We start from the raw sequence: 12,833 nt of genomic DNA, 5'->3' as shown, positions 1-12,833 counted from the left end.
AATGCCAATTTATGATATTAGCTACACCTCGTTAATTTTCTGTTTTTTCTTACTTGCAATTCCGATTTTCATAAGCTGGAAAATCCGGCTTGAACTCGAAAAAAGCACCCTGGAAGCTGTCTTCAGGATGTCAATCCAGCTCTTTTTAGCAGGCATTTTTCTGAACTTTATTTTTAACCTGAATAATGGACTTTTAAACCTGGCCTGGGTAGGGATAATGATCTTCTTTGCGTCCTATACGGCAATAAAAAGTGTGGATCTTAATGTAAAAAAACTCTTTGCGCCTATCATTTTAGCAATTGCCTTTTCAAGCCTGGCAGTTCTATTATATTTCAATAAATTCGTTATTAATCTGGAGAATCTTCTTGAAGCACGCTACCTGATCCCTATAGCGGGTATGTTTCTTGGAAATTCGCTTCGAGGAAATGTGGTAGGAATAGGTGACTTCTATAGCGATATCAAGCGAAATGAGAACCGCTATCTTTACAGCTTATCTCTTGGGGCGGGCATGTATGAGGCTGTTCTCCCATACCTGCGAAAAAGTTTAAGAGCTGCAGTAAAACCCACTTTAGCAAACATCGCGTCCGTGGGGATCGTCACTTTGCCAGGGATGATGACAGGACAGATTCTTGGGGGAGCGAGCCCTCTAGTTGCCATTAAGTATCAAATTACCATCATGATAGCACAATATGTTTCAACCCTGCTTGGCACAACCCTCAGCATTCTTACAAGCTTCAGGACAGCTTTTGATGAGTATGGGCTTGTAAATACGAAATTATACGAGAAAAATCTCTGAAATAAATTATGAAATTATGACTGAAAAATGAAAAAGCTTGAGAGCCTTACTTGAGGGCTCAAAAGATTGAAAAAATACTCTTACTCTTAATACTTCAAGTTTAGGTTGAATACTTCAGTTAGGTTGAATACTTCAGTTAGGTTGATTCAAGCGTATCCTGTAATGTCCTGACCAACTGGAGTACTTTTTCTTATGCACTCTTCTCCGTAATGAATCATATCTTCAACTGCAGTTTTCAGTATGGAAGGATAAATCTGGCCTACCTGTTCCCATACAGGCCTTCCGTGACAGAAGAACTTAAACGTAGGCGTGCCCTGAACTCCATACTTTTCCGCAGTCCAGGGACTTGTTTCAATGTTTATGCGGGCAAAAATAGCTGAATTCTGGAATTCCTTTGCATAGTTCATAAAATAAGGTTCCATAGCTTTGCAATAAGGGCAGGTTGGGCTGTAGAACATTACAATAACCGGCTTTTTAGAGCTTTCTACTACTTCTCCCCATGTCATGTCTTGGATTTCGACCACATTGCTTCCGTTCAATCAATTACCCCCGAAGTTATGAACAGGTCAACTGAACAAATTAATCGAGCTTTAGACCTGTCGAAAGCAGTCATTCAGTTAATCAAATTTTGTATATCAGATTGTGCTTATTAGGTCAATATTATCTATTTTTATAAGATTAATATTTATGCTTTGTAAAATTAAAGTTCACGCATTTATGGATAAGTTTCTTAAAAAATGTCCAGATCACTTTTTTGAGCAAGAAGTTCTAGGCAGGAAGTTCTAAACAAATTGAGAAGAAAGACAATAGAAACAAAGAAAAATTAGAAAAAGCGGGTGACAGAACTGAAGAATCAGTTCTGTATTATCTTGGCGAGATTTTCCAGGAACTGAAACCCGATCCTTGTCAAAGGATTCAAAATTTAAAAAGAGTGAATGAAGTTTATAGAAAGGTTTTCCATTTAAATCTTTTTTTCTTCACCCACGGGGTTCATTATCTCACTAAAACATGTGCTGCAGACATATTTGTCCTCAAGACATGTTTCTTTAAAGTCAACTTTGGGGCCACCCGGTTTTGTGGTTGCCTCCCTAAATACATAGAACTTTTCATTAAATTCGATTGGCTGGCCGCATCTCGAACATACGAAAGGTGGATTCTCAATCGAATCAATTGCACACTCAATGCATATCAGATCGGACTTTTCTCCGTGAACCTCTTTGAATTTTATTGGTTTCATATCCAGGCTGGTGTCCACAACCAGTACATCTTCCATCAGTTCCCGACCACAAATATTGCAATGCTCCTTCATTGTGTCGCCTCCTGTGTCAAGAGGATTTCTCACCAAACCCTGTGCTGAGCCTACACAAGGTTTCAATGTCTCCGTGTTTGCACTCAAATCATATTCCCCAGTTTCAGCTTATTACCCATACTCATACCGAATCGGGCTTTAGGTGTCCAATCCGGCTCAGTCTTTCACACCGTTGAGCTGTGTTTTACCTGCTGGCATTGGCTTGCTAGCATGTCAACCTCGAGAAGATCGGTCCAGAGATGGGAAAGCAAACAATACAAATTAACAGAAACATGTTTTGTACAATGTCATCTCGGAAATATTTTCTGCCTTTGGATCGAAACAACATTAGAAGACACTTCACAAAAATGTGTTTTAAACCGCTTTCTAGTCTCTGGTTTTAAACTTCCCTATATAAATATAGGGCTTGAAACTATATACAGTTATTGATTTTGATCAAAAAACAAGTGGCTTCCAGAATAAAAAGTGGAATATAAAACCAGAAGAAAAATAAAAATATAGTACTTAATCTGAATGAAAGTAGCTATAAATCGCAATAAGTTGCGAAGTAAACAGAATTAAAATTATCAGCAAACAGAATTAAAATAATCAAGCAAACAGAGTGGAGGTTATTAAGCAAACAGAATTAAAATAATCAAGCAAACAGAGTGGGGGTTATTAAGCAAAAAGAATAAGAATTAGAATTAATGGGAATTCTCAAGAAAACAAAAAGGAAGTTACTAATTTAATAAACTAAAACGGAAGAAAATAAGGGAATAAAACAAAGAATTTTATTCATCTTTGATCAATACATAAGACGATAAAGAATACAAGACGATAAAGAATACAAAACGATAAAGAATACAAAACGATAAAGAAGATTACTTAAAAGGGTTCGAAAAAATGCTTAAGCAGAGATTTGTGCTGGATACTACAGCATTAACGGACCTGCAGACGCGTGAGGTTATGGGCTATGCGTCCCTTTGCGAGGGAATGAAAGCGATTCTTGACCTAATAGCCGATGCTCGTCTGCATTTCGGGATAAGTTGCTACGTGCCCTATCCGTCAGTATATAAAGAGATGTACGAATTTGCAAGTCGCAACGGCTGTGACAGGGAGGTCGTGGCTAAAATAGATACCTGGCTTGTAAAAAAATCTCCTGACCGGTATAGAGTTAGCGTAACTTCTCAGATCTTTCATGAATATGTTGCCTATATGCGGGAAAGAATTAACCGGGGAATGGGAGTAGCTGAGGACGCGATATGGGAGGCAGCTACTGAATGCCTCTTTATGGAAAACCCGCAAAACAAGAAAAAAGAGTATAAGGAAGAGGTTGAGAGGGAAGTAATTGGAGGGATCATTGGCAAATTCCGGAACAAATATCGAGCTGCTCTGAGATATGGAATTCTCGATAGTGCTCCTGATATTGATGTTCTTATCCTTGCCAAGGAGCTTGATGCCGCCGTAATTGCAAGCGATTACGGGATTGAAAAGTGGGCCGAACAGCTTGGAGTCCGCTTTGTACCTGCAAACGTTTTTCCCATGATGATACAGGAGTACCTGAAGCATCTTCCGGAAAACGAAAATGAGCCGGAGTCAGGAAACAGGGACAAAAACAAAGAAGGACCGTCGGGAGAAATAGAATTTATCTAATAACTTTGATACTCAACGCTTGATAATTATCGAAATCGAAGCCCGGATAATAATGAAAATCTGGGTACTCAGTCAGATAAGAAGGTTGAAATATACTCAGATCAGAGGCTTGAAATTTAGTCTGATAACAGTCTGGAGGTTTAATCAGGGGAATTAACTTCAGACCTGTATTATCGAGATATGAGCCTTAGTGAGGAATAGTAGATGCCAATTTTATCAAGCCTTAAAGGAATTATGCCTTAAGGAAACCGTACTTTTTAAGAAATTGTGCTTTTTAAGAAATTGTACCTTTAAAGAAATCGTACCTTTAAAGAAAATGCCTTTAAGGAAACTGCATTCAGGGAAACTGCATTTAAAGGAACTGTACCTATTTAAAATCAGCATGAAAATGATGCCATCTGCAAGCACTTTCATAGGTTGTGCATCTTGTTCAAAGGATATCATATTCGTTTGGGGGGAAAGAGTTTGAGAAATATAGTTATAGACGAATTAAAAGCATCTGAAGTTTACCGCCAGAGAGTTGAAGTTGTTGAAAGAAAAGGGCTGGGGCATCCGGACTATATATGTGATGCCATAATGGAACAAATTTCGGTAAAGCTGAGCCAGAAGTACCTTGAGACTTTCGGGAGTATCCTGCACTACAATATAGACAAAGGCATGCTCGTTGCAGGGGAAGTGGAAGGAAAATTGGGAGGAGGCAGAGTTGTAAGCCCTATGAGACTTATCATCGGGGATAGGGCTACTTTTGAAGCGCAGGGGGTAGAAATCGATGTTCCTGAGCTTGCGGTCAGTACGGCGCAGCAATGGCTCCAGGATAATCTCCGCTTTGTAGACCCTGAGAATCTCATTTACCAGATCGAGTTAAAAAGAGGTTCTGCAGAACTTACGGACATCTTTAGCAGGGGAAAAGAGATCCTCGGGGCAAATGACACTTCCGCAGCAGTTGGATATGCTCCTCTAAGCCCCACTGAGAAACTTGTTTTCGAATGCGAGAGATTCCTGAACTCAAGAAAGTTCAAAAAGGAATATCCGGAGTCCGGAGAAGACGTAAAAGTTATGGGGCTCAGACACAGGGAAGATATGCACCTGACTGTTGCAATGCCGCTTGTGGATAGGTTTATTGAATCGGAAGAAGCGTACTTTAAGAAGAAAATTGAGTTGCACGACCGGATTGAGGAATTTACTGCCGGGTTTGCAGAAAAAGCAAGGGCTGAATTTGAGGGCTGCATGTGTCTGAAACCGACCGTTTCCCTTAATACTCTGGACATTCCGGGTAGGGGGCTGCTGGGAATTTATACTACGGTAACCGGCACTTCTGCGGAAGATGCAGATGGTGGGCAGGTAGGGCGTGGAAACCGCGTAAACGGAATAATCCCGCTAAATCGTCCTGTTAGCAGTGAAGCTGCCGCAGGTAAAAATCCTGTAAGCCATACAGGAAAGGTTTACAATCTTCTTTCCCACAGGATTGCAGCGCGGATCTACAGTGAGGTGCCTGATATCTCCGAAGTTTATGTCTGGCTTTTGAGTGAAATTGGAACTCCAATCGACCAGCCTCAGATTGCAACTGCCCAGCTCGTTATGAAGAAGGGATCTGCGAGCGAGGTAGAAAAAGAAGTGGCTGAGGTAATAGAAAAAGAGCTTGAGAATATACAGGCCTTCTCCATGGAACTTGTTGCAGGAAAATGCCCTGTATGCTGAGAAAAGTTTGATCCGGGAAAAGTATTATCCGGGAAAAGTTTGATCCGGGAAAATTTATACCCCGGCAATAAAAGCAATGAGCGCAAAGAACATTGCGATCTTGAACATTTTTGAAGATTTCGCAGGATTGTTGCGAGCAAGAAGCTGATAGATCGCTGCAAGAAATCCAAGGTCTGCAAGAAGGACAAAGTAAAGATAATGCAAGCCAAGTACCGACAGAAGATAAGGAAGAGGGCTAAAAACTACGGCCAGTAACCCTATAAGCACTGCAAGGTAGCTTGCTTTTTTTGCTCCGACCCGAAGAGGTAAAGTATCTGCCCCTTCCATTTTATCGCCTTCCATATCCTCAATGTCCTTTACAATTTCCCGGGCAGTAATCGTAAGGGCTGCAAGCAGGAATAGCACAAAAAGGGCTTTGAGTCCTTCAAGTCCAAAAACCGAGGCTCCAAATAAAAAAGTAGAGCCGGTAAGGTAGCCTATGCTCAGGTTTCCCAAAAGAGGAGTACCTTTGAGGGTTTTTGCGTAGAAGATTAACATTAGCGAATTAAATAAGGCAATAACCCCGCAAATTGGGTTGATTGAGAAAGCCAGAAGTGTCCCGAGGGCAAACAGGACATAAGAGAAATAAAGGGCTTCTTTTAAATTCATCCTGCCTGATGGAATAGGCCTATCAGGGCGATTGATTGAGTCTATCCTGACATCAAAATAGTCATTAATGGTATTTCCTGCGCCTGAAATCAAAAATACGACCAGGAATATAAGGCCTGATAAAAAGAACGGAAATTTTTCAGGGCTATAAGAACTGGGAGCATTAGAGGTCAGGATATTAAAAGCTATCAATGTTCCGATTACGGCTGCAAAACTTGCCATGAAGCAGTTTTCGTATCTCATAATCTCCAGATATGTGCGTACACCTGCAGACATCACAACAAAGCAGTATTATAAAGTATTAAAGGTATCGGATTTTCTCGCCCGGGTTCCGTCACCCGAGTCCCTTCTCGGAAGGATGGTGCCCTTTTTGCTCACTTCGTTCGCTCAGAGGAATGATTTATTCAAGTTTTGTTTTGGGTTACGCGGCGGGAGTGGTTATGACTTTTTTAATAAAAGGCTTAACTGCGACCCTGTTGAAAAAAGGCTTAAGTAAAAACCCCTGGTAACATTTGAGTTTGGGACTCTTGTCCCCAAACCTAAAAGTGTCTGGGCCAGGGGAGGAGAAAAATGATCTGGTAACATTTGAGTTTGGGACTCTTGTCCCCAAACCCTATCCGGCGTGATAAACCGGCGCAACGGTTTGTGATAAATCGGCGCAACGGTTTCGGTTCAAGACGTCTGATCTGATTGATCTCTTCTCAATAGGAGGACTCAAATTGTACTGAACTGGTCCCAAAACTCAAAATTACTTCTCTTAAGCCGTATTCAGAATAAACAATCGAGTTTTTTATCGTGGAAATTAGTTCCAAATTTCCTATTAATTTGGGAATAAAATTGATTTTGGGATGGAATCCATATGATATGTAACATAATTTTAGGAGTATATTTATCGAAAGGATAATATTAAGTAAAACAAAGTTTATTTCTTGCTGTTCTTCCCTTTGATATCTATTAAGTATTAGTCAGCCTCAAAATAACAGGCAGATGTAATCAATGTGATTCCTGACCTTTAAATCATGTTTTGCTTCTGCCATTACTAAGTTCAAAACATTGGCTTTGAACAAAGAATGTCTGAGACTAACAACTTTAAACTAACAACTTTAAACTAACAACTTTAGACTAACAACTTTAAACTAACAACTTTAAACTAACAACTTTAGACTAACAACTTTAAACTAACAACTTTAAACTAACAACTTTAAACTAACAACTTATGGGAAAAATCTACGAAACAAGCTGTCTCAAAACTACATTTGATTCTACAAATAGAATAATGTGCTCTATTTCAAGGCAAACGCATACATGAATTTCAGAATAATTTTCGATATGAATTTAAAGTCAACAATTTAATTATCCAATTGTAGAAATGAGTCGAGTTTTGAGACAACCTGTAAAATAAATCCTTGGATATTGTTTCTATAAATTACATGGTTACTTGTCAATAACTTACTTGCATACCAGACATTTCTGCTTACAGACGTGTGGGTGGAGGCAAATAAAAAATGAAAGCCGGTTTTTGTAATTCACTATTTTATATAATGTTGATAATGCTAATAATCCTCGGAATGGCTCCCGGCATGGTACATGCTCTGGGGGACAACGAAAGCTCAGTCTCAGATAGTGGAAGTTCAGATACAGGAGATTCAGTCTCAGACAGTGGAAGTTCAGATTCAGGAGATTCAGTCTCAGACAGTGGAAGTTCAGATTCAGGAGATTCAGTCTCAGACAGTGGAAGTTCAGACACGGATACTGGAGACTCAAACACAGACAAAGGGGATTCAGACTCTGTATCCGATAATGGAAGTTCAGATTCTGGATCTGATAATGGAAGTTCAGACTCTGGATCTGATAATGGAAGTTCAGACTCTGGATCTGATAATGGAAGTTCAGACTCTGGATCTGATAATGGAAGTTCAGATTCTGGATCCGATAACGGAAATTCAAGCACTGATCCGAATGATGGAGGTTCAGACTCCGGATCTGATAATGGAAGTTTAGACCCTGGATCTGATAACGGAAGTTTAGACCCCGGATCAGATAATGGAAGTTTAGACCCTGGATCTGATAACGGAAGTTTAGACCCTGGATCAGATAATGGAAGTTTAGACCCTGGATCAGATAATGAAAGTTCAGACCCTGGATCAGATAATGAAAGTTCGGATACAGGAGATTCGGTTTCAGATAATAAAAGTTCAGATACAGGAAATTCAGACTCTGGTGACGCAAACTCAGGCGAAAGTTCAGATAGTGGAAATTCAGGCACCAAAAACTCGGATACCGTAAGCTCAGATACAAGTTCGGATACTGGGAACTCAGACACCAAAAACTCGGATACCGTAAGCTCAGATACAAGTTCGGATACTCAAACCTCGGATAACACAAGTTCAGATAATGAAAGTTCAGGTACCGAAAGTTCGGATACTATAAGTGCAGATAACGAGAGTTCCGATACAGGAAATGATGACTCAAATTCTTCTAGCAATTCGGGTATGACTCTTGTTTCCAGTGAGCCCGCGACCAATATTGCTGTTAGGGAACTTGCCACCGAGAGTATCATAAGTGGATATCCTGTCCAATTCAATTTTGCAAAAAATGCTACATGCATCGTACAGATTGAATTTGACCCGAAAAAGACGTTTAGAAAAACAACAACAGTTGTAGAAGAACTTAAAAACAGATCTACCCTTGTCCCGACCTCTCCTGAAGGCACAGCATATAAATATGTGAATATCTGGGTAGGAGATCGTGGAGCAGGGCTGCCTACTTCCATTAAAAGTGGGTTTGTGGAGTTCAAGGTTGAGAAGGCATGGATCAAAGATAATAATATAAGTGAGGCTCAGGTAGTCCTTCAAAGATATGATAATAACTGGCAGCCACTTTACACGGAAAAAGTTGGAGAAGACGAGAATTATATTTACTTTAAATCGGAAACTCCTGGATATTCCTTCTTTGCAATTACGGAATATACCGGGCAAAATATAATGAAAATCAGTGGGGCAGGAAAAATACAGGAAACCCTTAGAAACCTGGGAACCGAAGGAAGAGCAGTTCTTTACGGAAGTGCAGGAAATGAGAGCAGTATGATAAAGAATCCAATGGGAGCAGCCAGGATACTTATGGCAATTTCCTTACCGCTTTTCATGCTGCTTGTTGGATATGGCATATTTAAGAAAAAGATCTGAGAAAAATGTACGTTAGATGAAGTATGTGAGAAATGAAGTATGTGAGAAATGAAGTATGTGAGAAATGAAGTATGTGAGAAATGAAGTATGTGAGATTCTCTTCTCACCTGCTTCTTACTATTTTTCGTATCATTGAAATTAAGTGAATCTCACATACAAGTTTAAAACACCTGATGTTTATCGAATTTTTACTGCGAGCATTCGATCAAGTGCTTCTTTTGCTTTGATCCTCACATCGTACGGGACAGTGACTATGTGCTGGACTTTTTCAAGAGAGACCAGGACTTTTTCAAGATTAACCATTTTCATGCTCGGACAGCAGGCAAATTCCGATATGCAGTAGTGTTTCTTTTCGGGAGCTGCCTTATGTAGCCCATGAAGGAGTCCGCATTCCGTACCTATAATGAACTCTTTTGCAGGAGAGTTTTTTGCATACATTATCATCCCTCGCGTGCTTGCTATATGGTCTGCAAGATCCAGAACCTCGGGGCGGCATTCGGGATGTGCAATAAACTTAGCTTCAGGATGTTTTTCCTTCATTTTGAGGACATCCTCTCTCAGGATCTGGTGGTGCGTTGGACAGTGCCCCTCCCAGGGAATAATTTTTTTGTCAGTCCTGGCTTCTACATAGGCAGCCAGGTTTTTATCAGGCACAAAAATAACCTCATCAGCTTCCAGGGAGTTTACCACCTCTACGGCATTTGCAGACGTACAGCAGATGTAAGATTCAGCTTTAATGGCAGCCGAGCTGTTGACATAGCAGACCACCACGGCATCAGGATGTTTTTCTTTTTCTCTCCTGAGACCTTCAATATCCACCATGTCTGCCATCGGGCAGGTGGCATCAATTTCGGGGAGGAGGACTGTTTTATCAGGACAGAGAATTGCAGCGCTTTCTCCCATAAAATGGACGCCGCAAAAAACAATGACATCAGCAGTCTGACGGACAGCTTCCTGGCTAAGGCCCAGTGAGTCTCCTACAAAATCTGCAATATCCTGAACCTCAGGACGGGAATAGTAATGAGCAAGAATAACTGCATTTCGTTTTATTTTGAGTTCTTTGATCCTTTTTATTAGCTCTGCTTGCTGCATGGGACCACCATAAGTTTTTGGAATAAAGTCCGGAAATAGGGATCCGGATATGAGATTGAAGATCAAGCTTAAAATAACCAGTTTAAATATAAGGTTTTAACAGGCGAATGAACTTAAAAAGAAGTGCAACGACGAAAATTCCATCCCGCGCGCTCTTTTTGCACACATGCCATTTGCTCCTGAGAGCTTACGTGCTTAACTCTCCCGCACTATATAATATTTGTGAATAATATTTGTGAGCTTCCGAGTTGCCACCTAAGTTCTGCGACCCTTTTGAGAAAACTGCTTGCTCACAAGCCTTTTCAAAAAAGGCTTGAGCGAAAACGACCTGGTCGGATGACCTGGCTGGTATCGCCAAGTGGCGCCACGCTTGCGCTCAGGTGGACGAATTTAGAAGAAGTGTACTAATTTAGAAGTAAAAATCTCTGCTCTTTCGCTTAATGAACCAGTAAGATATTGCATTATTTACTGTGTGAGTAAAATAGTGCAGTATATTAACTTTAAGAGTTTCGTTATTAATTCAGGTTCCGATCTGGACTGGGCTCAGGATCTTTTTCAGGGTGGAAATTGCAGAAAGGGCTGCAAGGTAACTGGTTTTCGGATTTTCCGGGGAGGGAAGGTTTTCGACTCTTGTGGAAAGTTTCCCGAATTCGCCTTCTACAGTTATCTCATGTACATTTCTGGACAGAGTAGGGTCAGCGATTACTCTTACTTTTGTCCGTTCAAAACCTATGCCTGCCAGGCTTATTGTGGCTGCAACATTGACATTTGCTGGAAAGGCTTTAACTGCTTCCGAGGCAGTCCCTTCAAAAAGCAGGGTTTCTTTTTCGATTGTTTCAAGCTTGATTCCCAGAGCTTCAACATGGGGAGCCCCTACAAGGCCCATAGGCGGTTTTCTGGTAGTAAGGGTAACTGATGATATTCCCGCTGCTGAGGCAGAGTTTATTCCATCGATACCAGCAACGGCGCCTGAAGGGAAATAGAGCTTGCAGTTATTCTGCTCTGCAAGTCTGAAGAGCCTTTCTCTGAGTTCTTCGTCCGCAAGAGCGCCTACACTCATAACCATGACATCGCGCCCAGCTTCAAGAGCCTGCGGTACTATTAACCTGACAGCTTTTTGAGAGGCACTTTCTATAACAAAGTCTACATTTTGCAGTAGTTCCTCAATCGTCATTGAAGCAGGACTGTACCTTTTCAGGGAGGCTGTAAGTTCCAGGACTTTGCTCTTAGAAGAGTCGGAGATAGCATACAACTCCGCGTTAATAACTCCTTTGTCAATAGCCTTGCAAATCTGTCCACCAATAAATCCGCAACCAATAACTCCTATTTTCAGCATTTCAGGCTCCTGTAAATGATCAATAAATCTTGATCTTTAGATTTTAGTACCCGGCTTTAAAAGCCTGAGGACCGGGGTACTGTATTTCTTTCCTTCTTTTAAAGCCTTCTGTTGAGATTAGTGAGAATATTGAGATTATTGAGACTATTTTCTTAATGAGAGGAAAAACCAAAACGCCCGTACCTCTTATAAATCCGTCCAACATAAAATAGCAGGGTAAAAATCATGCTTATCAAAGAGGTTGAAAGCTTTATAGAAGAAGATCTGGGATACGATGATGTCTCGTGCACCATTGTACCTGACAAACCTGCAGAAGCTATTATTTTCACAAAGGAAGACTGTACTGTTGCGGGGATTAAAGAAGCCGAATCAATTTTTTGCTATCTTGGAATTCAGGCTGAAACCACTCTTAAAGACGGTGATCGCCTAAAAGAAGGGGAGATCATTTTCAGGGTAAAGGGAGGAGCAGTATCCATTCTCAGGGCAGAGAGATTGGCCCTTAATTTCCTCGGGCACCTTAGCGGGATTGCCACTCTTACCCGGGTATGCGTGGATACGGTAAGGAAGTATTCCGTGACTACAAGGGTGGCCTGCACCAGAAAAACCACTCCCGGTTTAAGGAAGTTCGAAAAGCTGGCTGTAGCTGCAGGCGGAGGAGACACTCACAGGTTTAACCTCTCTGACTCGGTTATGATTAAGGATAACCATGTCAAACTAATGGGAATAGAAGCCGCAATTGAGGCCGCAAAAAAAACCAGCTTCACCCGGAAAATAGAAGTCGAGGTCGAGTCTGTAGAACACGCTGTACTCGCTGCAGAACTTGGAGCTGATATTATAATGTTGGACAATATGAAGCCTGAAGCTATCCAAAAAACTCTCCAAACACTTAACAGAAAAGGGCTTCGAAACTCAGTTATTGTGGAGGCATCCGGAGGAATTTCCCAGGAAAACCTTGAAAGTTATGCAAAAACAGAAGTAGATGTCATCTCTATGGGCTCCCTTATCCATAAATCAAGATGGATAGATATGAGCCTGGAAATCGTAAAATAATAAACAAGTAATAGTAATAATAATAATAATAATAATAATAATAATTTTTGTGTTAATTTTTAGTTTTATCCTATTTTTAGCTCCGTT

General features: G+C 40.7%; 10 protein-coding genes. 5 read left to right on the top strand and 5 right to left on the bottom strand.

Going from position 1 to position 12,833, the window contains the following annotated elements:
• Position 1: 1 nt before the first annotated feature.
• Positions 2 to 796: an ABC transporter permease gene (locus MSKOL_RS04035; RefSeq protein ID WP_048118403.1), complete on the top strand. Its 795-nt coding sequence runs from the start codon at positions 2 to 4 to the stop codon at positions 794 to 796.
• A 146-nt stretch (positions 797 to 942) separates the two neighbouring features.
• Here MSKOL_RS04035 and MSKOL_RS04030 read toward each other — a convergent pair whose 3' ends face one another.
• Complete coding sequence (locus MSKOL_RS04030) at positions 943 to 1,335, bottom strand: co-chaperone YbbN (protein ID WP_048153849.1); 393 nt, start codon at positions 1,333 to 1,335, stop codon at positions 943 to 945.
• Between the two features lie 422 nt (positions 1,336 to 1,757).
• The gene (locus tag MSKOL_RS04025) at positions 1,758 to 2,192 is read right to left on the bottom strand and encodes a hypothetical protein (RefSeq protein WP_197078823.1); all 435 of its coding nucleotides are present in this window, start codon (positions 2,190 to 2,192) and stop codon (positions 1,758 to 1,760) included.
• A 795-nt stretch (positions 2,193 to 2,987) separates the two neighbouring features.
• On the opposite strand from MSKOL_RS04025, the gene MSKOL_RS04020 reads away from it, so the two are divergent.
• Positions 2,988 to 3,737, top strand: coding sequence for an RNA ligase partner protein (locus MSKOL_RS04020; RefSeq protein ID WP_048118397.1), 750 nt, complete (start codon positions 2,988 to 2,990; stop codon positions 3,735 to 3,737).
• Between the two features lie 465 nt (positions 3,738 to 4,202).
• Entirely contained in the window at positions 4,203 to 5,435 is a 1,233-nt protein-coding gene (locus tag MSKOL_RS04010) for a methionine adenosyltransferase (protein ID WP_048153844.1), read from the top strand.
• 54 nt (positions 5,436 to 5,489) lie between these two features.
• Here the strand turns inward: MSKOL_RS04010 and MSKOL_RS04005 are convergent, their stop codons facing one another.
• A complete protein-coding gene (locus MSKOL_RS04005; protein WP_048153842.1) occupies positions 5,490 to 6,359 on the bottom strand; it encodes a geranylgeranylglycerol-phosphate geranylgeranyltransferase in 870 nt (289 codons plus the stop codon).
• A 1,229-nt stretch (positions 6,360 to 7,588) separates the two neighbouring features.
• Here MSKOL_RS04005 and MSKOL_RS18635 point away from each other — a divergent pair.
• Positions 7,589 to 9,268 carry a PGF-pre-PGF domain-containing protein gene (locus MSKOL_RS18635; protein ID WP_052725330.1) on the top strand — a complete coding sequence of 560 codons (1,680 nt, stop codon included), beginning with the start codon at positions 7,589 to 7,591 and terminating at the stop codon, positions 9,266 to 9,268.
• Between the two features lie 177 nt (positions 9,269 to 9,445).
• On the opposite strand, the gene nadA is transcribed toward MSKOL_RS18635, so the two are convergent.
• Positions 9,446 to 10,360, bottom strand: a complete 915-nt coding sequence (gene nadA / locus MSKOL_RS03995) for a quinolinate synthase NadA (protein ID WP_048118390.1) — start codon at positions 10,358 to 10,360, stop codon at positions 9,446 to 9,448.
• A 520-nt stretch (positions 10,361 to 10,880) separates the two neighbouring features.
• Positions 10,881 to 11,696, bottom strand: a complete 816-nt coding sequence (locus MSKOL_RS03990) for an aspartate dehydrogenase (RefSeq protein ID WP_082091025.1) — start codon at positions 11,694 to 11,696, stop codon at positions 10,881 to 10,883.
• A gap of 225 nt (positions 11,697 to 11,921) precedes the next feature.
• On the opposite strand from MSKOL_RS03990, the gene nadC reads away from it, so the two are divergent.
• A complete protein-coding gene (gene nadC / locus MSKOL_RS03985) occupies positions 11,922 to 12,746 on the top strand; it encodes a carboxylating nicotinate-nucleotide diphosphorylase (RefSeq protein WP_048118387.1) in 825 nt (274 codons plus the stop codon).
• Positions 12,747 to 12,833 lie beyond the last annotated feature (87 nt).

The sequence above is a fragment of the Methanosarcina sp. Kolksee genome (genome assembly GCF_000969945.1).
Lineage (GTDB): Archaea > Halobacteriota > Methanosarcinia > Methanosarcinales > Methanosarcinaceae > Methanosarcina > Methanosarcina vacuolata.
Note: the sequence above shows the minus strand (reverse complement) of the source record. Positions and strands in the feature narration are given on the sequence as shown.

What these genes read in the sequence shown, in the direction of transcription:
- MSKOL_RS04035 (WP_048118403.1), top strand. Translation starts at nt 2, where the DNA reads ATGCCAATTTATGATATTAGCTACACCTCGTTAATTTTCTGTTTTTTC.
- MSKOL_RS04020 (WP_048118397.1), top strand. Translation starts at nt 2,988, where the DNA reads ATGCTTAAGCAGAGATTTGTGCTGGATACTACAGCATTAACGGACCTG.
- MSKOL_RS04005 (WP_048153842.1), bottom strand. Translation starts at nt 6,359, where the DNA reads ATGTCTGCAGGTGTACGCACATATCTGGAGATTATGAGATACGAAAAC.
- MSKOL_RS18635 (WP_052725330.1), top strand. Translation starts at nt 7,589, where the DNA reads ATGAAAGCCGGTTTTTGTAATTCACTATTTTATATAATGTTGATAATG.
- nadA (WP_048118390.1), bottom strand. Translation starts at nt 10,360, where the DNA reads ATGCAGCAAGCAGAGCTAATAAAAAGGATCAAAGAACTCAAAATAAAA.
- MSKOL_RS03990 (WP_082091025.1), bottom strand. Translation starts at nt 11,696, where the DNA reads ATGCTGAAAATAGGAGTTATTGGTTGCGGATTTATTGGTGGACAGATT.
- nadC (WP_048118387.1), top strand. Translation starts at nt 11,922, where the DNA reads ATGCTTATCAAAGAGGTTGAAAGCTTTATAGAAGAAGATCTGGGATAC.